This is a genomic window from Sulfurimonas iocasae (assembly GCF_047716755.1).
Lineage (GTDB): Bacteria > Campylobacterota > Campylobacteria > Campylobacterales > Sulfurimonadaceae > Sulfurimonas.
Map to the genome: position 1 here is coordinate 2,343,247 of NZ_CP180409.1, position 21,430 is coordinate 2,364,676.

A 21,430-nucleotide genomic window follows, 5' to 3' on the forward strand; every position below is an offset into this window, starting at 1 on the left:
ATTAGCTGTCACTTTTTTCTTTACTCAACCAAAACAATTCCCATATTTTCAAGTAAATACAGTGCTTCATATCGGTTAAAGATAGCACCTTTTAGATAGTTTGTTTTTAAGTCAATATTTACATTGTTAGCATCGCTAAAATTTGCATATTCTAGGTGTGTATCACCAAAAAGAGATCCATGAAAATCGCTTGATCTAAAGTTTGCCCCTTTAAATGACCCGGAGCGAAAATCAAGCTCTTTTGCACTACACTCTTTTATCTCTATTTTATCTAGTGAGAGACCAAAAAAGTTACTGTCATTTAGTATGGACTGAGTGAATTTCATCGGTTCACCACTCAACAAACTTGCCCAATCACACACAGTCCAATCAATACCAATCATCTTACAAGAGATAAATTCACATCCACTTAGCTTAGTGTCAATAAGCTTCATAACACTCAGATTGCAGTTTTCAAACCGACAATCTATAAAGCGACACGAACGAAAAAAAGTATCACTAAAATCACATGAAACAAATACACACTCTTCAAACTCTGCATTTTTTATAGTCTCACCATTAAGGATAATTTTTTCAAAATTTTCTGCAAAACAATCAAGACCATCTACTATGAGTTGTGCATTTTTACCCATCACTTTCCTTTGTATTGTTTAAGTTATTTTATGCTTTTACGAAAAAATTAACCGTAAAGATTTTAACATTAATTTTAATCAATTACTAGATATACAGTAAAGTTTGATATCCTTTTAAAAGGAATTCAAACTAAGTAAAATATAAAAAGGGGAAGAGAAAATGCTCAAAAAATTACCAAAAGAAAATATGGGTAGCTCAAACTTAGGTTGGCTTGAGAGTCGTTTTCACTTCTCTTTTGCAGACTATAGAAATCATGACAATGTAAACTTTGGTGTTTTAAGAGTTCTAAATGATGACATTATTCACCCAAAGAGTGGTTTTGAGATGCATCCTCACCATGATATGGAAATCATATCTTACATCGTAGATGGGGAGCTAACACATAAAGACTCTATAGGAAACTCTCAAACGCTAAAACGTGGCGAAGTGCAGTACATGAGTGCGGGAAGTGGTATAATCCATTCTGAACATAACACAAGCTCAAGTGATGATTTGCGACTGCTTCAAATTTGGATTGTGCCACCAAAGAAAAACCTCCAAACGCTATATGGTTCTTATGAATATAAAAAAGAACAAAGAGAAAACAAACTGCTGCACATTGTCTCTTCACAAGATGGTAGTGCTGCAGTAAAACTACATCAAGATATAAATATTTTTGTGAGTGAGCTTGAAGAAGGTAAGATTTTAGAATTCCACATAAATGAAAAGAGACAAGTTTATTTTATTCAAATAGAAGGAAGTTCAAACGTAAATGGCATCATTTTAAACTATGGCGATGCAATGGAAGGAACAAAAGAGATGATCTTAGATATAAAAGCTTTACAAAAGAGTCATTTTCTTTTTCTAGAGATGCTTGATAGTTAAAATCAAAATATTATTTGGTACTTTTTTTGCTTATAAAGTACTAAAACAAGGTAGGTAATGGCTGAAGAAATAGAAGATATTATTATCATAGAAGAGAGTGATGCAGCTGAATCCGATTCAATTCATGAATCAGAACCTATTTTAGATGATGAAACTTCAAAAAAGAAAAAAATAATTATCTTAGGTCTTGTCGCTTTTCTTCTTGTTTTTATTATAATAGTTGTTCTTTTTTTTATTTTAAAGTCACCCGATGTTAAATCAAATAATTCTATAGATTTTATAGAAACTAAACTTGATCAAAATATTACAAAACATATACAACCTAGTAAGCTTGAAAATATGATTTCAAAAGCGAACTATCTTTACTCTAGCGGTTCAAAAGATGAAGCTTTATTTTTATATGAAAAGATTGCACACTACAGTGAAGCTATCTCTGTCTATAACCTTGGTGTGGCTCAGTTAAAAGATGGAACTTATGATTTAGCCTTAAAGACGTTTAAAAAGGCTATAGTTAATGATGAAAAACGATGTGTTAGTGCTATAAATGCAGCGGTTTGTTCTTTGCATCTAAAAGATGAAAAGAGTTTTAATTACTATATAGACTTAGCTTATGCATATCTTGCAAAAGAAAAAAACTCACCACTATATTCTTACTATTATGCTCTAATAAATTACTATAACAACAACTATCTTGAAGCACTTAGTGCATTAGAAAATCCAACTAGTAATGAATATCCAACAACTCAAAAGCATCTAAGAGCAAAGATAAATGCACTCTATTCAAATGACTATAAAGCCATAGAAGCAATGGAGAAAGATTTTCAAGCTAAAGACTCTTTTAGTATTGCAATGCTTTATGCAAGAGTTGGAGACTTGACACTTTCTCAAAAACATTTGGAAGAAGCTATTATCAAAAATATACAACCAGTTAAATCTGCTGTTGCACAAGCTCTAATAAATCTAAAAGCTGGACAAGTTACAACTGCTAGTAAGCAGATAAAAAATGTTACTGATATGTTTCCTGAAGAAGTATACAAGCCCTACCCCATATCAGTAACTTTAAAAGAGTCTCTTTTTGATCCTCTAAAAGCGCAACTTAAATATAGAGACAGAATAAAACATGATAGAATATTTAACTATTTAAAAATATTTTATTTTTCTCCATACAAAATTTTTAATGCAGACAGAACTATTAGTTATATTCAAAAAGGAAATGCCAATATATATATTGACAATATCTCATCTGCTAAAGAGTATTTAAAAAGAGGTGCTTCAGCATCTACTGTAAACAAAGGCATTGTAAAAGCTATTAAAAAAGCTTTAGCATTTAAACTAAGAGAATCTAATTCTGATTTACAAAAGCTTGTAAAACTTCAGCCTAAACACTCTATTTTACATTACAATCTTGCTCTTACTTATGCTCAAATGGGAAATATTATAAAAGCGCATAAACATTTTCTTCTTTCATATCATCTTGATGCTAAAAATTATTTATCTGGTATTTTTGCTGTTATGACAAGTCAGCTTATAAATAAAGACAGTACCAAACTAGCTACTATTGTTAAAGACTCAATCTCTTTAGAAGAGCCTAGTGAAAAAATAGATCTTTATAAAACACTTATGTTTATTAGTGATAATAATATCATCTTAACAGCAGACTGGCTTGATAAAGACTATAAGCAAAGACCTCTTTACCTTGCTATGGATACAATAATAGCACTTGGTTTAAACAATATTGCCGTTGCAAAAAAAGCTTCTCATAAACTAACAATACTACTTCCAAATGAGATACTTCCTCATATGATGTATATAGATTCTTATTTTTCAGAACTAAAGCCTAAAGAATATGCAAAAAAAGTATTAAACTATCTCAAACTACAGACCTTTAACTTTAACGATCTATACTATGGCCCATATATAACTAGATACTTATATACTCAGCAAAACTTAATTACGGGAAAACTGTATTTTCTTAGAAAACAACTAAGGGATGTTCTTGAGACAACAAATGAAAACACCCAAGAGATAACAAGTGCACTAGCTTTAGCATCTCTTTATGACAAAGCTTTTGAAGAGTCATACACCCTTTATAATAATCTAATTGATGATTTAAAAGTGAGAGATGCATATACCCTCTTTTTAGGTGCTGTTGCTTCTACTGCAGCAGATCATCATGCAAATGCTATAGCACTGCTAGAGCTATCTAAGATGAAAGATGGAAGTTTCTTAGAAAGTCGTTATGCGTTAGGTCTCTTATATCTTGAAGTTAAGAACAATCAAGGTGCTGTAATTCAATTTGGAAGAATTGGAGATAATGGGTTTAGCTCTGAGTATTTTAATTTTGACATTAACTTAGATAAACTGCTCTTTGAGAAAGAGCAAGCTGCTCTTAAGTAGGATTATTTTCTACCTAAACTCTTAGGCATTAACATTACAGCTCTAATCAATCCATACATAATGTAAAGTACAAAGATAAGCGCAAAACCCTCTATTGGGTACATAAATACCACAAATAGAGCTGATAAGATAAAAACAAAAAATTTCATAGCATGTTTTGGACTAAAATCAACCTTTTTAAAGCTTGGATATCTGATATTGCTAACCATAAGTATAGATACCAAAATTGATAAAAGCATAATAACTAAACCATAGTCATCATGAAAGTCGTATTTTTGAAAAAGTAAGACTAACAAAGAGACAAATACTGCTGCGGTAGGAATTGGTACACCAATAAAGACTGATGGTTCACTACTAACTGTCATAACATTAAATCTTGCTAATCTAATCGCTCCAAATATTACAAACAGTGCAGATACAACAACACCAAAGCGACCGAATTCATGACCGACAAAAAGATACATTAAGAGTGCTGGTGCGACCCCAAAAGCAACCATATCAGCTAAAGAGTCAAACTCAACACCAAACTTAGAACAAGTGTTAGTTAATCTTGCGACTCTTCCATCTAATCCATCAAAGATTAGAGAGAGCATTATCAGCCAAGCGGCCTTTTCAAAGTTTCCATTGACTGCACTTATGATGCTAAAAACACCAGAAAAAATAGAAGCAGCAGTAAAAAGATTTGGAAGTATAAATATTAAATTAGCAGGTCTTTTTTTCATTTTTTATGAAAAATACCCTACTAATGACTGAGAAGCATTTAGTTCCTGTCCAATACTTACGTTAACTCTAAAGTTTTGAGGTAGATATATAGTAGTGATTCCATTAACCATAAGTCCATATCTACTTCCTTGAACAAGGTTCTGTTTTGTAATAACATCTAATTTGATATCATCAAAACTCTGTTTTAATATATGTGATACTTTAATCTTATTTTCGTGAGTGTCTTGAAATATAAGTTCAACTCTCTCATTAATATCTCTAGATAATAAAGAAGTTTGAGATAGTCTAGCACCATGTTTAATATTTATATTTTCTACAGAACTACTAAGTGGTGCACGAAGAAGAGATACATTTAAATAACTACTATTAATCTCAATCTTATAGGCATATTCTTTATTCTCTAATTCTTCAATAGAGAGAACTACCCCATCAACAGGACTAACAACACTCATCTGCTCAAAGTTTGGTATCATTCTTTCAGGATTTCTATATACAAATATAAAAAATATAAGTGTTAAAAAAGAGAAAAACTCTAAAAGTTCTAAATCTAAAATAGCAAAAATTATAAATGCTAAAATAGTGAAACCTATGCGACTAAATCCTTCTTTTGCTACTGGTAAAAGATTATTGTTCATCTTCTTTTCCACTATCTTCTTTTTTCTTATCGTCATTTTTCGTATCTTTTTTAGCCATTTTAGCGTCCTCTTTTAGCTCTTCTGCTATATCATCAACATCAACAGAAACTCTGGATTTTATATTATTTTCTTTTTCAAAATTAATTATAATTTCTCTTACCTCTTTACCAGTAATATTTTCTTTCTTATAAAGTAAAGCTACCATTTCTTCTATAGCATCTTTGTACTCTTCCAGACGAGCTACAACTTTTTCATAACGCTCAGTTAAAGATGTTTTGATAAACTCATCCATATTCTCGGCCATTTTATCACTATACTCACGTGTAGCTTGTTGTACTCCACCTATGAAAGATTGTCTACTTTTTTCTAAAACCATAAGACCTGCAACATCACTCATACCATATGTTTGAACCATAGATTTAATGATGTCAGTTGCTCTTTCTAAGTCATTTCCGGCACCTGTAGAGATTTCACCGATGAAAACTTGCTCAGCCGCACGACCACCAAGTAATACATCTACTTCTGCCCACATTTCATGACGCTGCATCATAAACTTATCTTCTTCTGGCTTGTTTAGTGTATAACCAAGTGCAGCAAGACCACGAGGAACAATAGATACCTTAGAAACTTTCTTAGCACCCTCAGTTGTCTCAGCTAAAAGTGCATGACCACTCTCGTGATAAGCAACAATCTTTTTTTCTTTAGGATTGATTCTGCGAGATTTTTTAGCAAGTCCTGCTATAGCTCTCTCAACTGATTCAAAAAGATCTTTTTGCGTAACAGTTTTTTGACTCTTTCTACCAGCTAAAAGTGCTGCTTCATTTATTACATTTGCTAAATCAGCTCCTGCAAGTCCTGCAGTAAGACGAGCTATCTCTTCTATATGCACATCATCATCCATTTTTACATTTTTCATATGTACTTTTAGGATTTTTATACGACCTTCATAGTCTGGTTTGTCTACCAATACCTGTCTGTCAAAACGACCAGGACGAAGTAGTGCTGCATCTAAAACCTCAGGTCTATTTGTAGCTGCTAAAATAATGACAGGGGTATCAGTTCCAAAACCATCCATCTCAGCGAGTAGTTGATTAAGAGTTTGCTCTCTCTCATCATTTCCACCCATCATACCACCTGCAGCACGACTTTTACCAATAGCATCTATCTCATCTATAAAAATAATACTAGGAGCATCTTTTTTAGCTTGCTCAAACAGGTCACGCACACGAGCTGCACCAACACCAACAAACATCTCGATAAAGCTAGAACCACTTACTGAGAAAAATGGAACATCTGCTTCACCGGCAACTGCTTTAGCTAAAAGTGTTTTACCTGTACCAGGTGAGCCGACTAAAAGTACACCTTTTGGAATTTTTGCACCAATTTCTACATAACGTGCCGGATATTTCAAAAAGTCTACAATTTCTTGAACTTCTTCTTTAGCCTCTTCTACACCAGCTACATCATCAAACTTAGTATTTGGCTTTTCTGAATTAACCATTTTTTTGGAGTTACCCATACCAAGTATTCCACCACCCATGCTCTTTTGCATTCTACCTGCAAAGAACATCCAAATCGCAATAATAATTAGAAATGGAAATAACCATCCAAACATTTCTGTAAACCAGTTTGTTTCACTAAAACCTGCATACTCTATGCCATTTTTATCTAATAGTTCTACAAGTTTAGTATCACCTCTTACTATTCTAGTAGTATATACTGAACCATCAGTAGCAACAGCTTTTATGAAACTTTGCCCGATACTTACTTTTGAAACAGATTTGCTCTCTACTAAAGTTTTTAGCTCCGAGTAACTAACTTGTTTTGTTTTTCTGTTTGCAGTACCACTGTTATCTAGTCCCGTACCTTCCCCAACAAGCATTTTAAATAGTAAAATTATTACTACTGAGAATATTGCAAAAGTTATTAATGGGTTATTATTAAAAAAATTATTATTTTTATTATCATTATTTTTATTTGAATTTTGGTTTGACATTTATTATCTCTTTTTTTTTATTTTCTTTTTAAAATAAGTGTTACCCACTCATCTTCTATTATTCTTTCACAGATTTCAAAATCTTTGTAAAAACCTAAAACTTTTGTTTCATACTTGTCTAATATACCCGAAAGAATTAAAATTCCATCTTCTTTTAAAGCACTCTTTAAATCTTTTGCTATAAATGTAAGTACATCAGCTACTATATTTGCAACAACAACATCATATTTGGCAGTGCTTAGCGAACATGAACCTTCCCAAATATTTGCAAATTCCAGCTTATTTAATTTAGCATTTTTAATACTGTTTTCTACTGATACTAGGTCAGTATCACAAGCATCAACCACTGCTTTTAGCTTCATTGCCGCAATACCTAGTATACCGCTTCCGCAACCAACATCTATTAAGGAGTCACCTTCTTTTACATACTTAGAGATTGCTCTAAGGGATGAAGCAGTTGTTGGATGATGCCCAGTTCCAAAAGCTAGAGCCGGATCTATTGCAATATTAATTAAGTCTGGATTTTCTTCATTCCAAGTTGGATGAATATAAAATTTATCTATAGCAAGAGGAGTGATACTTTTTTGGTAAAGTCCAACCCAATCACTATTTTTTAGCTTCTTTTGTACACATTCGAGCTCTATGGTCTCTGCTAATGCTTTTTGCAAGGCTTCACAAAACTGCTCTAGCCCCCAAATAATAGTATCAAGTTCATCTTCACTTCTAACAATAAACCCAGAGTCAGACTCTTCAAAGCCTACTGGTATCGTGTCAGCCAAAAAGTCAGAAAACAACTCCTTGTGAGATGAAACTTTAACTACTAACTCGTAGTAGTATTCCTGCATTACTCAGCAACACCCATCACAGCACCAAGTTTTTCTTTAAGTACTTGTGGTGTGAACGGTTTAACTATATAGTTATTTACACCCGCTTTAAGTGCAGTAATAACTTCAGATTTACCACCTTCAGTTGTTACCATAATGATAGGAGTATCTATAAAACGTTCATCAGCACGAACTTTTTTAACTAACTCCAGTCCATTCATCTCTGGCATATTCCAGTCAGTAATAAGCATATCAATATCTGGATTAGCATCCATTGCAGCCCAGCCTTCAAGACCATCAGCACCTTCTAAGATATCTTTATAGCCTAAGCGGGCCAAAGTATTTTTAATAATACGACGCATTGTAGAGCTATCATCAACAACAAGTAATTTCAATCGAAATCCTTTTTAAAAAATATATTTGCAAAATTTATACTCTAATAATAGCTAAATTTTTATTTTTTTACCATTAAGCAAGAAGTTTAAACATTTTTGGTAAGTCTAGAGTACCCTCGTAATAAGCCTTACCAATAATAACACCATCAACCTCTTTTGTTGCTCTAAGAGCTTCTATATCGCCAGCATCTTTAACCCCACCGCTTGCAATTGTACTGATACCACTTGCTCTTGCGATATCGAGTGTAAATTCTACATTTACTCCAGATAGTGTTCCATCTTTACCCACATCAGTACATATAATAGCTTCAACGCCTGCATTTGCAAATTCTTTTGCCAAATCAGTAGCTTTCATGTTACTAACTTCACCCCAACCCTCAACCGCTACAAAACCATCGATAGCATCTATGCCGACTGCTATAGGATATTTTGCTGCCATATCTCTAACAAATTGTGGATTTTTAACTGCAATAGAGCCTAATATAATTCTATCAATTCCAATGTCAAGCATTTTAACAATTGTAGCTTCATCACGAATTCCACCACCTAATTCTAATTTAACATTACAGTTTTGTCTGATTTTTATTATCTGCTCTAAATTTTTTGGTTCACCTGCAAAAGCACCGTTTAAATCAACTAAATGCACCCACTCAGCACCCATCTCTTCAAACTTTTTTACTAAGCTCCAAGGCTCATCTGAGTAAATTTTTGCACTATCCATCAGCCCCTTTGTTAGGCGGACTGCTTTTCCATCTTTTAAATCTATTGCCGGGTAAAGTGTCATCTATAATCCTATAAAATTTTCTAATATTTTAAGCCCATTTTCATGGCTTTTTTCTGGGTGAGGCTGAATTCCCATTACATTTCCTCGAGCTATAGCTGATGTAAAATCATAACCATAATTAGTAGTACCTATAATATCTTCTTTATCTGCACAGTTCACATGATATGTATGCACAAAGTACAGATAATGCTCCTCATCTAAGTTCTCAAATAACTGATGTTGTGAAGTGAACATTCTATTCCAACCCATATGCGGAACCTTTAAAGGTTCACTAAACTTATTAGTGTCAAAAGCAGTTACACTACCTTTAATAAGTCCTAAACCTTCATGCTTTCCAAACTCTTCACTACTTTGGAAAAGTAGTTGCATTCCTAGACAGATACCAAGCATATATTTTCCGCTCTTTGCATATTCTCTTAATGGTTCTATCATGTTTCGCTCACGCAGATGGGTCATCGCATCTCCAAATGCACCAACACCAGGAAGTATGAGTTTATCATAATCTTTAAACTTGCTCGGGTCACTCTCTATAACTGTATCTTCACCCAGCTTTGCAAATGCATTTTGTACACTTGCTAGATTTCCCATATTATAATCAACTATTGCTATCATGAATCATTTTTCACTTTTGTAAATTTTATATATACTGCTAAACTTACTATTAACAATGCAACACCGCCGATAATAGACATTGCGTATATTAACATCTGCGGGTCTGTAATAGCAAACTTAAATACCAACATTAGCGCTTCAATAGATAAAGCGATAATTATAGAACCTAAGAACTTGACCATTGTTTTATGTGGTCCGGAAATATTGTGTTCTTTATATCGCCCTAGTATTTCCTCTTCTATTAAGGTTTTGGCCAAATCAAATATAGCCAAAGAAAGGGTTAGTAAAATTGTTGCTTTAAACATGTCATTTATAACTAGATGAGAGACAGTTATCTCATTTACAAAAAAACTTTTAATTCCATGGGAAAAAAGAAGTAAAGCGACTGCGATAAGTGCAAAAGCAAACATCGCATACGAAAATTTAAATAACTTAGAAAAGAATCTATCCGATGTGTTTAGATGAGTAATTTTAAGAACTTCATCCAGAGGCATATCCAGACAAGCTACATACTTAAAATCTCCCTTTTCATCGAAAATCGGCTGAGATGCTGTAACTGTAAGATCTTGTGTTATCAGAGATGGATAAGGATCAGTAATAGTACATCTATGCTCTCTAGCTGCACGATAGTAGTAAGCCCGATCTGCTCTGATTTTTCCAATATCATCATCTATCTGTTTTTTGTTAGTAAATGTAGGCGAAACTTGAACGCCCTTATAATCTAAAAGATATATACCTTCACACTTCTCTAAATCAGCCTTTATCTTTAATAAACGAGGAATAATCATCTCTTGGCTTAATGATGGAAGTCTATTTGGAATATTTTTAGAAAATAGATAACAGAAATACGCTCTAGCTTTAGTACGACCTTCGGAAAAGTCTTGAATATCAGATGCAACCATCTTTTTACTTACCTTTTATAAAATTATCATGATTATAGCAAAGGCTAAATAAGAAAGAGGTTATTCTAGTTAAATCCCTCTTTTTGCTGATCTACATGTCCACTTTCAGTATACTGAGAGATACTAGGTCCAAATACTTTTTTAATAATTGATTTAAAGCCTTTTTCATTTTCTTCATATTCTTTTTCAGCTTCTTGCAGTGATACTTCCCATGCAGATGAAAAACCAGGAGCTTTTAACATCATTTTTCTAAGAGCAGCATCATATATATTGAGAAGCCTAAGTTCTGAGCGACCTGGTTTTTGACCTAAAGTTTTAACAGATATTCTTAAATTTTCATTCTCTTTTTTTGCTTGTTCAAGCTCTTTTTCAATATTCTTACTACCTTCATTTGTAATCTTCATCTGTCTATTTAAATGCTCTTTGTACTCTTTTAACTCTTTTTTATGAGCACTAACCTCAAATCTAGACTTAACATAACTTATAAAATACCCCACAATCAGACTTGCAATAATTAATAATATACCCAAATAACTAAGTTCCATAAAAATCCTTTTATTCTTTCATATATATTATTATATCAAAATTAAACAATTTTATTTTCACTTACAAAATCTTCACTAATAAGACCTATCAAAGAAGATATTAAAAAGAAAAAACTTGCACCAATTATTACTACTATTGCTGGAATGATTAATACGTCTGCAAACATTTTATACCCTTTTACTTTTATTCTCATAATAATAAAAGATTAAAATGTTAAAAAAATGTCAAGAGACTAATAAAAGACAATTTAAGACTTTAATCATTGATTCAATAAAGCAGCTAAAATTACTTTTAGAAGCATCTTGATTATATATGATATGATATAATCTATTTATAACAATTTTTAAAGGCATTTGTTGATTCATCTCTACAACAAGACTTCTACCTCGAAGCAACTATCAGCTACAGTTGGCGCATTTGAGTCGTGTGAGCTTATTGACATCAGCAATGTTCAAAGTCTAAAAAATGACGAAATTTATCTCGTTGAAATAGATGAAATAGAAAAAAGTCTGCTATTACACCTAAAAAAGTTACTTGCACCAAAAACAGAGAGTTTAATATATTTTTTTATTTATAACTCACATAGTCTGATGCTTTTTCAACTAGCCTCTATGTTAAATGTCAAAGCTATTATCACTCCAAAGCATGATACTGATAAAATTATCTCAAACATTAAAACAGAGCTTCAACTTAAGAAAAATGTTAAAATACAAAACTCCATAGCAAAAGCTTTAATAAAAGATGAATGCTTTATGATTTTTGATTTAGATGGACTAAAATTTGCAAGCGACAAGTTATATGATGAGTTTAAATGTACAGACTTGGAAATGGTTAAATCTAAAATATGTCTAGAACTTGATTTAGCTAAATTTTTAGAACAAAATATTTCTGAAGAATACAGTTTCAACTTTACAGACTCTACAAAAAGATACAACATCATGAGTACGACATCAAGCTATAATGGTGATACGTTCATATATATAGAGAATGTTTTTCAAGATGCTAAACAAATCTCTTCATGCCTAAACTTTATAAAAAACCGTATTTATTTTATAGAGATTCTAAAAGATAAAATCTTAGAAACAAGCATATCACAAAGTCTCTTCTCTATTATTACTATCCAAGTAGAAAACATGTCCAATCTACATCTATACTGGAGTGAATATGAAATTGAAATGGCTATACGTGACTTGCTTTTACAAATAGAAATTGAGATAGATTCCCATACACTACTAGCTCAATATGACAACAACCTTTACTTAACACTTTTTGAAGGTCTCGATTTTGAGTCCACAAAACAAATAGCCAATACAATACAAACTAAAATATCAACATATACCTCCAAACAGAGTATCAAGCCTATCATAGGAATATATGCATTTGATATAAACAACTTAGAATTAAATAGTGTTTTAAAAACAATATCAGACATAGCAAGAGAAGATATATCAAAAAAAGATATAGAGACTCAAAAATTATATAGGATTATTGATATAAGCAATGAACTCGATGATGAAAGAGCTATTGATATACTTCTTCAAGGAACATTTACAAATAAAACGCCTATAAAACTTTTAAATATCTACAAAGGTTTGTGTATAAATACTTCCTCTTCTATAATAAAAAAAACAAATCAAGAAATATATGTAACATATGAACAATTACAAGGTAGTGTTATGCACTTTGAAAAGGAAACTATAATACAATCTTCAAACTTTACTAAAGATATCATAGCAGATGTGCCATATATAGATTTAAAAAAGAAAATTGCTCTTTTGAAAAACTTTCGTTTTGTTTATGGAAGTGCTAATGGTAGAAAATACTCTCGTGTAACTTGTTCACAAAGAACTCCAATTTCTATAGTTCATCAAAAAGGGACTTTGAATGGAGAGGTATTAGATATTTCAATGAACTCAATAGCCATCAAAACAAGACTATATCCAAACATAGAATCTCTAAAAGAAACTCAAATCACTCTAAAATTTACTCTTCCAGTAAGCAGTAGTGAAGAGGGTTATCTAAAGCTCACTCTCACAGCAGAAGTTATTTTTACCATTTGTGATGAAGAATTTTGTAAATTAGTAGTAAATCTAGATGAGGACCAAGTTCATGAAGCCATACTTATGGAATATGTTTATAATAGACAAAAAGAGATTATTGTTGAGCTAAAAAAACAAACTACCATGCTAAATTAGGTATAATGCCGAGAATGAAAAAAGATATAAAACGTATAGCTATAGTAAGACTTTCTGCTCTTGGAGATATTGTAAACAGTGCTGTAACACTACAATTCATCCATGAAAAATATCCAGATGCCAAGATAGAGTGGATAACTGAAGAGATTTTTGCTCCACTACTAAAAAACCACCCTCTCATAGATGCTGTTCACACACTAAACCTTAAAGAGTTGAAAAAATCTAAAAGTTTTTCTATTTTAAAACAAACTTTTTTAGAACTACGTTCACTTGGTGAGTTTGATATCATCATAGATATACAGGGTCTTTTAAAGTCAGCCATAGTTGCAAAACTCATCGGCTCAAACACTCACGGTTTTGATAAAAGTTCAGCAAGAGAAGGAATCGCTTCTTTCTTTTACAAGACAACTTCACATATAAAATATGATGAAAACATTGTTAAGAGAAATGCATTTCTTGCATCCGATGGACTAGGCTTTAAGATTAGCGATGAGATGCTACTTAACAAAAAGCCTATTTTCAATACAACTAAGTATCCACTAGAAATAAATGATAAAAAAAATATAGCTATTGTCATAGGCGCATCTTGGGAATCAAAAAAATACCCAAAAGAAAAAGTTATTGAACTTTGTAATGAGTTAAAGCAAAACTGCATAATATTGTGGGGCTCAGATGCCGAAAAAGAAGAAGCACTCTGGATTTGTGAAAATTCTTCTTATGCTACACTCGCTCCAAAACTATCTTTAACAGATTTATTATCTCTTATATCTAGTGTTGATTTACTCATAGGAAATGACACAGGACCTACGCATATGGCTTGGGCGCAGAACATCCCCTCTATCACCCTTTTTGGACCAACAACTACTAGAATGATTTATGAAACTCCTATAAATATAGGAATAAAATCAAGTTCTCATGTAGATATCAATCATATAAATAAAAATGACTTTTCTATAAAAGACATAGAAGTTCAAAAAGTTATTATTAAAGCAAAGGAGTTACTAAAATGATAGGTTTTTACAGCTTTTTACTTTTAGAAAAATTTTTAATGTTGCTTCCTAAAAAAGTCAGACGAGCTTTTTTTGTTGGCTTGAGTTTTTTTGCATATAAAATCTCTAAAAGATACAACAAAGTCATACGACAAAACCTTCAGTTTGTTTATGGTGATAATCTTGATGAAGAGTTTATTCAAAAAATTGCAAAAAACTCATTTAAACAACTTCTTTTAAACTTTCTTCATACAATGGAGATAAGATACTACTCCATTGAAGAGTTATCAAAACGAGTTAGTTTTGAAAATGATGAAATCTTAACAAAAGTACGCGAACAAAACAGACCTATTGTCTTTATTACAGCTCACTATGGTTCTTGGGAGTTTGCAGGAGCAATGCTGAGTGCTTTGCGTGAACCTTTTGTGACAATCTATAAGAAAATGAAAAACAAATACTTTGAGGAGTATTTACTAAGCTCTCGTTCTAAGTCTCGCATGGAGTATGTTGAACGAAATGGTGCGACTCGTGGCATCTTAAAGACTCTTCGCTCTGGGAAAAGTGTTGCAATACTTATTGATACAAATGTAAATAAAAAAGAAGCTATCACAGTTGATTTTCTAGGTAAACCCACAAGCCAAATTAAAACAACAGCTTACTTTGCAAGAAAATTCAATGCTGCGTTAATTCCGGCACTTATACATGAAAATGATGATGAAACATATACTATAAAGTTTTATGATGAAATAGTGCCACCAAAAACAGATAATGAAGAAGAAGATATTAAGGTATCAACTCAGATGCAAACAGACTGGCTAAGTGGAGAGATTTTAAAAGCACCTGAGCCTTGGTTCTGGTTACATAGAAGATTTAAAGATGACTATCCTGAGGCTTATAAGGACTAAGTACCCTCGTCTCTACTTTGAACTCCTGTGAACATATTTCTACGAAATATATTCCATGCGTTCAAGCCGAAGTAAGTACCCTCGTCTCTACTTTGAACTCCCGGGAACATATTTCTACGAAATATATTCCATGCGTTCAAGCCGAGGGCAGCTAATTGGCATCACACTCTTTAGTTCTTGCTTCAAATAGCTTCAAAATCGTTAAGAAAAACGCAGTGATTGCAGGTCCTAAAATCATTCCCCAAAAACCAAATGTTGCAAGCCCTGCAATAATAGCGAAGAAAATCACAAGCTCATTTATTCTTGTATCATCTTCTTTTAAGAGTCTATTATTTATCTCTTTTATTATGAGAGGTTTTATGAATGTATCAGCGATTATTGAAATTACAATAATCGAATAAAGAGCAATAAATATCGCACTTGACGAATCCCCGATTGAAAACTCATAAAGCATAAATGGAAGCCACATAAGAACTCCTCCGACTACAGGAACAAGAGATGCAAAACCATACATTATTCCAAAAAGAAGACCGTTATAACCCATAAAAGAGACAGCAATACCAAAGAGTACACCCTCAAACATTGCAGTTACTATAATAGAGTAAAAAACCACACTCATAACAGCTGAGAGCTCTTTAGCAAGTAGTGTAGTCTCATCAACAGACATTTGAACAACACGTTTTAAAAACTCCATTATATAAACTCCATTGTACTGGGCAAAGAAGTAAAAGATAATAATCAAAAAAGCATTTTTCAAAAAGCCTGCACTCAAAGCTCCTATTGTTCCAGTTAAAGAAATGGCTTTTCTAGTCAGAGAGTTAATGTCCAAATCTTTTAATGCGTCTAAAGCATATGGCTTAATGAACAATAGGTACTCAGGTGGATTTTGTATAAACTCTTTGACATAAACTTCTACACCTACAAAAACTTGAGGATTAATACTGTTTAGTTTTATAGTCAATGTAGCAAGAAAGTAACCTAGCGGTGCAAAAAACAAAACTGCCAAAAGTAAACTAGAAACAAGGGCTGCTCCAAATCTTGATTTTAAAAGTTTATAAAGAAAATCTTGAATATTAGAAGTTGAAACGGCTAATAATGCAGCTATTGTAATGCTAAGTAAAAAAGGAGCGTAAAGTAGATACATCCAGTAAAGGGATGTAGCAAACAATATGGCCACAAAATATTTTGGTTTCATTAGTATCTGTCTCCTTTTTCAATAAAGTGATACCCAAAGGGCACGATGTTTTCTTGAAAAATTCCTCTCACTAAAGCTACGCCTCTCGGCGAGAGGTTATTTGGATACGACTCTATTTTCAAAACAAACTCCCATCTTCATGTGTAATTGAAATATTTAATACTTCGTAAGTATTTTTTGTAGCTTTTCGCCCTTTAGCCGTTCTCTCTAGGTAACCATTTGCAATTAGGTAAGGCTCAAGCACATCTTCAACTGTTCCTTCATCTTCACTAAGAGCTGCTGCTATTGTACTAAGACCCATTGCTCTTCCTTTTGCTGCTGCTAAAAGCTTTAAAAGTTTTATATCCATCTCATCAAAACCATGAGAGTTAATGCCAAGCTGATCTAGAGCATACTTAGTCCGAGAATGATCTATACTAAATTCCTCAGCAACCTCAGCGAAATCTCTAACACGACGAAGAAGACGAAGTGCTATACGAGGAGTTCCCCTGCTTCTTTTTGCTATCTCAAAAGATGCTTCATTGACTATCTCTTTATCCAGTTTAATAGATGCCTGAGAAATAATTTTTGACAACTCCAAAGAAGAATAAAACTGCATTCTAAAACTCATGCCAAACCTATCTCTAAGAGGGTTTGAGAGCATACCTGCTCTAGTTGTTGCACCTATAAGAGTAAAACGGGGAAGATCAATCTTTACAGTTTGTGCAGCCGGACCACTGCCTATAATAATATCTATTCTGAAATCTTCCATAGAAGAGTAAAGTATCTCTTCAACAGCTGGGGATAAGCGGTGTATTTCATCAATAAAAAGAATATCACCCTCTTCTAGATTTGTAAGTATAGCAGCTAAATCTCCACTTTTTTCTATCATCGGAGCTGCTGTTACTTTTATGTTTGCATTCATCTCATTTGCAATGATTAGGGCTAAAGTAGTTTTACCAAGACCTGGGGGTCCATAAAAAAGAACATGATCAAGTGCTTCGTCGCGTTTTTTACTCGCCTCTATAAAAACACTAAGGTTCTTTTTTATCTGCTCTTGACCAATATATTCACTCCAAGCATCTGGGCGTAAGGAAGTCTCTATACTCTCTTCATCAGCACTAAAAGTTTCTATCTCTACTAGTCTATCCATTTAGCTCTGCCATTAATAAGTATGTTCCTCTTTTGGAAATTCTCCAGCAATTACTTCATCTGCATAATTTTGAACCGCTTTTTTCACTAAAGTCGCGCCATCCATATATTTTTTTACAAACTTAGGAGTAAACTCTTCAAAAAAACCTAACATATCAGAAAAGACTAAAACCTGACCATCAACATCAGCTCCTGCACCTATCCCTATAACAGGAATATTTACACTTTTTGCAACTTCAGATGCCACATCAGCTTTAACACCCTCAATTACCATACAAAATGCTCCAGCTTTCTCGATAGCTTTAGCATCTTCAATGAGTTGGAGTTTCTCTTTCTCACTCTTACCTTTAACCTTGTACCCACCCTCACTTCTTACAGACTGAGGGAGTAGTCCGATATGACCACATACTGCGATGCCATTAGATGTAAGGTATTTTACTATATCTGCCTTATCTTCTCCACCCTCAATCTTTACACAATCAGCTGGTGTCTCTTGAAAAACTCTTATAGCATTACGAAGAGCATCCTCTTTGTTAGTGTAAGTTCCAAAAGGCATATCACATACTACAAAGCTATTTTTTGCTCCATTACACACAGCATTTGTATGGTATATCATCTGCTCCATTGTAGCACTTAGAGTATCTCTTTTACCACCAAAACTCATATTTAAGCTATCACCAACTAAAATCATATCTGAGCTAGGTTCCAATAATTTTGCAAACAAAGCATCATATGCCGTAATCATTACTAAAGGTCTTAGGCCTTTTGTTTTTTGTATGGAAGTTATTGTCATTTTTTTATTCATAAAAGTATTTTAACTAAAAACTGATACAATTGCACTAAATAGGAGAATTACTTTATGGGCATAACCAGTGACTTAAATAGTAACTTTGACTTTGAGATCGTTGATGAATTTTTGGATCACTATTCTATGATGGTTGAGAGTATGGAAGTAATGATTTTAGATCTTGAAAAACCTAATAAATACAAAAGAAGCGTTGATGAACTTTTTCGTGTTTTTCACAATATAAAATCTGCCTCTGGATACTTAAAAATCTTGCCAATGTCTAAACTTTCTGCTTTTGTAGAAGATGCTTTAGAAGAGCTAAGACAAACAGAAGAACTGCCTAATGATGATATTATAGCATGGTTGCTTACAATAAGTGATATGTATGCTCAGTGGCAAGATGATTTCAAACTTGACAATGAATTAAGTCATGTAAAATATTCTCTATTAAAAACACCATACCTAGAAAAATAACTAAACTGGAAAAAAAATTGAAAAAACTTGTAGCATATATAACTTCTGCTTACCCAGAAAAATCTTTTAGCGTAGACTTAAGCCTAGCACTTGGAGACAATGGTGTTGACACACTTGAACTTGGTGTGCCATTTTCAGACCCTGTAGCAGATGGCCCTTTGATAGAAAAAGCAAATCACAAAGCTTTAGAATTTGGTTTTAAGTTTCAGCATTTACTAGAAATCTCGGAAATAGTAGCTCCCAAGGTTGATACTCTTTGGATGGGTTACTTCAACAGCTTTTATCAACAAAACATGGACAAATTACTCCCTTTAGCATCTAAGCTAGGAGTAAATGGTCTTATCATACCAGATTTACCACATGAAGAAGCTCTGCCTTACAGAGATTTATTTAAAGCTAACTCAATGAGTAATATTAGTTTTGTAGCTCCTACTGACACTGATGAAAGAATCAAAGAGGTTGTGAGTGAAGCTCAAAAATTTATCTATATGGTAGCTTATGCTGGGATTACCGGTTCAGGACAAGCTGAAGATCTGCAACCATTTTTAAGCTCTATTAAAAAGCACTCATCTACTCCAGTTTACGTCGGTTTTGGAGTAAATGCTAAAACTGCTAAAGCCAAAGTTGAAGGGGCCCATGGAGTTATTGTTGGAAGTGCGTTTGTAGATATACTTTTAAAAGACTCACTTAACTACTCTGAGAAAATCAAACAGTGTTGTGAGTTAGCTCAAATAATTAAAAACGAAATTAACTAAATCATTTGAGTTGTTCATAGGGTGATTTTAGAGCATCTGTATCTCTTTTTAATTTAACAAAGATATGTTCTATCCACTCTTTATATGAGGCTTTCATAAGATTTTTAAGAGTGTTTTTTTGAGCATCTATCATCTTTTTTACGCTTAGTTGAAAATCATCCTCATTAAATGCCTGATCAACTTCAGTCATTGCTGCATCTACACCAATCCAACTAGCAGTCCCTGTTACAACTCCACACAGCAAGGCCCAAGGTCCACTTGGTGCACATATTGTCAGTCCTGCAGCTGAACCTCCAATAAATGAAGAAGCTTTTGCAACTCCCTTTGCTCCAAACTTTAGTAGCATCTTAGACATTATGCTTTTAGATATTGCACCACTAATAAGAAGTGTTCCAGTAGCACTTAGACCTTTTTTTGCCACATCTCTAGAGTTAGCTTCAAAGATATTATTGAAGTTTGACTCTAATGATTCAAGTTCTATTTTATGTTGTGATTCTAAAGAACTCAAGCTTTCCTTTAACTCACTCTGAAAATCAGTCATAGATGTTTTTATACTTTCATTTATACTATAAGAGGCTCTGTCTACTCTTTGTGAAAAATCATTTTTATCAAATAGGAAGTAGTTTATTTTTGATTCTATCTCACTCTCAAGCATCATAGAATCACACTGCTTAAGCTTGTATCCGTCTGGAAGGTACTGGTTATAATATGGAACCAAGTAGTTGTTTTTATAGCCACAGTAAAGACTATAGCCTTTTAATACTATACGAGTATATTCACCCTTTACAGAGTAGTAATACTCACTAAGTTCAGGTATTGAGATATATACTGGTGTAAATACTATATCAACCTCAGCATCTATAACAGTGTTAAGATTATCTATTAAGAGCTGTTCACTTGAGTTTAATTTTGCACCTATAATTCTATCTACCTCTGTATAGGCTTCATTTACTTTAGTTTGGGCATTTTGTATATGTTGTCTCTCGTATAGATGGTTTATACTCATAGTTATTATAAAAAGAAGCACTATTGCCGCTATAAAACCAAAAATAAAGTAATTTCTGCTTTTAGCTTCTTCTTTATATATTATAGACTTTGATATTGATACACTAAGGAGTAGTTTTGAATAAGCCCAAGCAAATATTCCTTGAGATACCAAAAGATAAACCATCCAAGCTAAGATACCACCGTTGTTTGTAAGAGTTCCAGCAGATACACTCATCAACTTCCACTCTAACAACTCTTTATATCTTAGTGTTGAAGATATCAAATTTAGTATTTCACAACTAAAGATTTTTATCTCGTAAGTAGGTGCGGTAAAAAATCCATATGTAACAAAAGTAATAATCAAAATGAACGTGTTAATCCAAACTGTCCATCTTCTTGAGATGCTCTCTAAAAAGCCTTCTTTTACAGTAGATGCAAGTTTCTTTTTCACTTTTGAATATATAAACCATATAAGTAAGACATCAAGACCTAAAATCAAAAAGATTATTGCATCAAGATAGATGCTAACAACCAAGACTATAACAGAAGCACCAAAGCTTACAACAAGAGATACAAAAAGTGTTAACCACACACTCTTTACAATGCTAAACAAAGGTGTATTTTTATGAAAAACTGTCTGTGCTATAGCATGCTTTTTTACTATTTGCATCTCCGAGAGCGCAATTGTTAAGAGTGTACTA

22 protein-coding genes are annotated in these 21,430 nt (G+C 32.9%); 7 read left to right on the forward strand and 15 right to left on the reverse strand.

What is annotated here, in order from left to right; translation table 11 throughout:
• Positions 1-20: 20 nt before the first annotated feature.
• The gene (locus ACLHDE_RS11890) at positions 21-632 is read right to left on the reverse strand and encodes a pentapeptide repeat-containing protein (protein ID WP_415396629.1); all 612 of its coding nucleotides are present in this window, start codon (positions 630-632) and stop codon (positions 21-23) included.
• Positions 633-792: 160 nt separating this feature from the next.
• Between ACLHDE_RS11890 and ACLHDE_RS11895 the strand changes: the two genes are divergently transcribed.
• The gene (locus ACLHDE_RS11895; RefSeq protein ID WP_415396630.1) at positions 793-1,497 is read left to right on the forward strand and encodes a pirin family protein; all 705 of its coding nucleotides are present in this window, start codon (positions 793-795) and stop codon (positions 1,495-1,497) included.
• Between the two features lie 57 nt (positions 1,498-1,554).
• Positions 1,555-3,894, forward strand: a complete 2,340-nt coding sequence (locus tag ACLHDE_RS11900; protein ID WP_415396631.1) for a tetratricopeptide repeat protein — start codon at positions 1,555-1,557, stop codon at positions 3,892-3,894.
• 2 nt (positions 3,895-3,896) lie between these two features.
• On the opposite strand, the gene pssA is transcribed toward ACLHDE_RS11900, so the two are convergent.
• The 10 genes from pssA to ACLHDE_RS11950 form a co-directional block, all read right to left on the reverse strand.
• Positions 3,897-4,616, reverse strand: a complete 720-nt coding sequence (gene pssA, locus ACLHDE_RS11905; RefSeq protein WP_415396632.1) for a CDP-diacylglycerol--serine O-phosphatidyltransferase — start codon at positions 4,614-4,616, stop codon at positions 3,897-3,899.
• Between the two features lie 3 nt (positions 4,617-4,619).
• Entirely contained in the window at positions 4,620-5,288 is a 669-nt protein-coding gene (locus ACLHDE_RS11910; RefSeq protein ID WP_415396633.1) for a phosphatidylserine decarboxylase, read from the reverse strand.
• The gene (gene ftsH, locus ACLHDE_RS11915; RefSeq protein WP_415396634.1) at positions 5,242-7,248 is read right to left on the reverse strand and encodes an ATP-dependent zinc metalloprotease FtsH; all 2,007 of its coding nucleotides are present in this window, start codon (positions 7,246-7,248) and stop codon (positions 5,242-5,244) included. The genes ACLHDE_RS11910 and ftsH overlap by 47 nt, the downstream gene beginning before the upstream one ends.
• Before the next feature lie 17 nt (positions 7,249-7,265).
• On the reverse strand, positions 7,266-8,093 hold the full coding sequence (locus ACLHDE_RS11920) for a 50S ribosomal protein L11 methyltransferase (protein ID WP_415396635.1): 828 nt from the start codon (positions 8,091-8,093) through the stop codon (positions 7,266-7,268).
• Complete coding sequence (locus ACLHDE_RS11925) at positions 8,093-8,467, reverse strand: response regulator (protein ID WP_415396636.1); 375 nt, start codon at positions 8,465-8,467, stop codon at positions 8,093-8,095. The genes ACLHDE_RS11920 and ACLHDE_RS11925 overlap by 1 nt, the downstream gene beginning before the upstream one ends.
• Positions 8,468-8,540: 73 nt before the next feature.
• Positions 8,541-9,251, reverse strand: a complete 711-nt coding sequence (hisA, locus tag ACLHDE_RS11930; protein ID WP_415396637.1) for a 1-(5-phosphoribosyl)-5-[(5-phosphoribosylamino)methylideneamino]imidazole-4-carboxamide isomerase — start codon at positions 9,249-9,251, stop codon at positions 8,541-8,543.
• Positions 9,252-9,863 (reverse strand): imidazole glycerol phosphate synthase subunit HisH, encoded by a 612-nt coding sequence (hisH, locus tag ACLHDE_RS11935; RefSeq protein WP_415396638.1) that lies wholly within the window; start codon positions 9,861-9,863, stop codon positions 9,252-9,254.
• The gene (locus tag ACLHDE_RS11940) at positions 9,860-10,765 is read right to left on the reverse strand and encodes a PDC sensor domain-containing protein (protein ID WP_415396639.1); all 906 of its coding nucleotides are present in this window, start codon (positions 10,763-10,765) and stop codon (positions 9,860-9,862) included. The genes hisH and ACLHDE_RS11940 overlap by 4 nt, the downstream gene beginning before the upstream one ends.
• A gap of 65 nt (positions 10,766-10,830) precedes the next feature.
• The gene (locus ACLHDE_RS11945; RefSeq protein ID WP_415396640.1) at positions 10,831-11,310 is read right to left on the reverse strand and encodes a hypothetical protein; all 480 of its coding nucleotides are present in this window, start codon (positions 11,308-11,310) and stop codon (positions 10,831-10,833) included.
• A 41-nt stretch (positions 11,311-11,351) separates the two neighbouring features.
• The gene (locus tag ACLHDE_RS11950) at positions 11,352-11,477 is read right to left on the reverse strand and encodes a hypothetical protein (protein ID WP_415396641.1); all 126 of its coding nucleotides are present in this window, start codon (positions 11,475-11,477) and stop codon (positions 11,352-11,354) included.
• A 190-nt stretch (positions 11,478-11,667) separates the two neighbouring features.
• Here ACLHDE_RS11950 and ACLHDE_RS11955 point away from each other — a divergent pair, with 190 nt between their 5' ends.
• From ACLHDE_RS11955 to ACLHDE_RS11965, 3 genes are read left to right on the forward strand one after another with little or no spacing between them, the layout of a single operon-like run.
• On the forward strand, positions 11,668-13,506 hold the full coding sequence (locus tag ACLHDE_RS11955; RefSeq protein ID WP_415396642.1) for a PilZ domain-containing protein: 1,839 nt from the start codon (positions 11,668-11,670) through the stop codon (positions 13,504-13,506).
• A gap of 14 nt (positions 13,507-13,520) precedes the next feature.
• Positions 13,521-14,516 (forward strand): lipopolysaccharide heptosyltransferase I, encoded by a 996-nt coding sequence (gene waaC, locus ACLHDE_RS11960; RefSeq protein WP_415396643.1) that lies wholly within the window; start codon positions 13,521-13,523, stop codon positions 14,514-14,516.
• Positions 14,513-15,400 (forward strand): lipid A biosynthesis lauroyl acyltransferase, encoded by an 888-nt coding sequence (locus tag ACLHDE_RS11965; RefSeq protein ID WP_415396644.1) that lies wholly within the window; start codon positions 14,513-14,515, stop codon positions 15,398-15,400. Before waaC ends, ACLHDE_RS11965 begins: the two co-directional genes overlap by 4 nt.
• 151 nt (positions 15,401-15,551) lie before the next feature.
• Here ACLHDE_RS11965 and ACLHDE_RS11970 read toward each other — a convergent pair whose 3' ends face one another.
• The 3 genes from ACLHDE_RS11970 to panB form a co-directional block, all read right to left on the reverse strand.
• Positions 15,552-16,595, reverse strand: coding sequence for an AI-2E family transporter (locus tag ACLHDE_RS11970; protein ID WP_415396645.1), 1,044 nt, complete (start codon positions 16,593-16,595; stop codon positions 15,552-15,554).
• A gap of 118 nt (positions 16,596-16,713) precedes the next feature.
• Positions 16,714-17,727, reverse strand: a complete 1,014-nt coding sequence (gene ruvB, locus ACLHDE_RS11975; RefSeq protein WP_415396646.1) for a Holliday junction branch migration DNA helicase RuvB — start codon at positions 17,725-17,727, stop codon at positions 16,714-16,716.
• Positions 17,728-17,739: 12 nt separating this feature from the next.
• Positions 17,740-18,531 carry a 3-methyl-2-oxobutanoate hydroxymethyltransferase gene (gene panB, locus ACLHDE_RS11980; protein WP_415396647.1) on the reverse strand — a complete coding sequence of 264 codons (792 nt, stop codon included), beginning with the start codon at positions 18,529-18,531 and terminating at the stop codon, positions 17,740-17,742.
• 54 nt (positions 18,532-18,585) lie between these two features.
• Between panB and ACLHDE_RS11985 the strand changes: the two genes are divergently transcribed.
• Positions 18,586-18,987: an Hpt domain-containing protein gene (locus ACLHDE_RS11985; protein ID WP_415396648.1), complete on the forward strand. Its 402-nt coding sequence runs from the start codon at positions 18,586-18,588 to the stop codon at positions 18,985-18,987.
• A gap of 17 nt (positions 18,988-19,004) precedes the next feature.
• Complete coding sequence (gene trpA / locus ACLHDE_RS11990) at positions 19,005-19,742, forward strand: tryptophan synthase subunit alpha (RefSeq protein ID WP_415396649.1); 738 nt, start codon at positions 19,005-19,007, stop codon at positions 19,740-19,742.
• A gap of 1 nt (position 19,743) precedes the next feature.
• Here the strand turns inward: trpA and ACLHDE_RS11995 are convergent, their stop codons facing one another.
• A complete protein-coding gene (locus ACLHDE_RS11995; protein WP_415396650.1) occupies positions 19,744-21,399 on the reverse strand; it encodes a hypothetical protein in 1,656 nt (551 codons plus the stop codon).
• Between the last annotated feature and the right edge of the window lie 31 nt (positions 21,400-21,430).

Excerpts from the sequence above, each read along its gene's own strand:
- ACLHDE_RS11940 (WP_415396639.1), bottom strand. The coding sequence starts at position 10,765 with ATGGTTGCATCTGATATTCAAGACTTTTCCGAAGGTCGTACTAAAGCT.
- ruvB (WP_415396646.1), bottom strand. The coding sequence starts at position 17,727 with ATGGATAGACTAGTAGAGATAGAAACTTTTAGTGCTGATGAAGAGAGT.
- ACLHDE_RS11950 (WP_415396641.1), bottom strand. The coding sequence starts at position 11,477 with ATGTTTGCAGACGTATTAATCATTCCAGCAATAGTAGTAATAATTGGT.
- ACLHDE_RS11910 (WP_415396633.1), bottom strand. The coding sequence starts at position 5,288 with ATGACGATAAGAAAAAAGAAGATAGTGGAAAAGAAGATGAACAATAAT.
- ftsH (WP_415396634.1), bottom strand. The coding sequence starts at position 7,248 with ATGTCAAACCAAAATTCAAATAAAAATAATGATAATAAAAATAATAAT.
- ACLHDE_RS11920 (WP_415396635.1), bottom strand. The coding sequence starts at position 8,093 with ATGCAGGAATACTACTACGAGTTAGTAGTTAAAGTTTCATCTCACAAG.
- ACLHDE_RS11890 (WP_415396629.1), bottom strand. The coding sequence starts at position 632 with ATGGGTAAAAATGCACAACTCATAGTAGATGGTCTTGATTGTTTTGCA.
- waaC (WP_415396643.1), top strand. The coding sequence starts at position 13,521 with ATGAAAAAAGATATAAAACGTATAGCTATAGTAAGACTTTCTGCTCTT.
- ACLHDE_RS11945 (WP_415396640.1), bottom strand. The coding sequence starts at position 11,310 with ATGGAACTTAGTTATTTGGGTATATTATTAATTATTGCAAGTCTGATT.
- ACLHDE_RS11985 (WP_415396648.1), top strand. The coding sequence starts at position 18,586 with ATGGGCATAACCAGTGACTTAAATAGTAACTTTGACTTTGAGATCGTT.
- ACLHDE_RS11965 (WP_415396644.1), top strand. The coding sequence starts at position 14,513 with ATGATAGGTTTTTACAGCTTTTTACTTTTAGAAAAATTTTTAATGTTG.
- ACLHDE_RS11970 (WP_415396645.1), bottom strand. The coding sequence starts at position 16,595 with ATGAAACCAAAATATTTTGTGGCCATATTGTTTGCTACATCCCTTTAC.
- panB (WP_415396647.1), bottom strand. The coding sequence starts at position 18,531 with ATGAATAAAAAAATGACAATAACTTCCATACAAAAAACAAAAGGCCTA.
- hisA (WP_415396637.1), bottom strand. The coding sequence starts at position 9,251 with ATGACACTTTACCCGGCAATAGATTTAAAAGATGGAAAAGCAGTCCGC.
- hisH (WP_415396638.1), bottom strand. The coding sequence starts at position 9,863 with ATGATAGCAATAGTTGATTATAATATGGGAAATCTAGCAAGTGTACAA.
- pssA (WP_415396632.1), bottom strand. The coding sequence starts at position 4,616 with ATGAAAAAAAGACCTGCTAATTTAATATTTATACTTCCAAATCTTTTT.
- ACLHDE_RS11895 (WP_415396630.1), top strand. The coding sequence starts at position 793 with ATGCTCAAAAAATTACCAAAAGAAAATATGGGTAGCTCAAACTTAGGT.
- ACLHDE_RS11900 (WP_415396631.1), top strand. The coding sequence starts at position 1,555 with ATGGCTGAAGAAATAGAAGATATTATTATCATAGAAGAGAGTGATGCA.
- ACLHDE_RS11995 (WP_415396650.1), bottom strand. The coding sequence starts at position 21,399 with ATGCAAATAGTAAAAAAGCATGCTATAGCACAGACAGTTTTTCATAAA.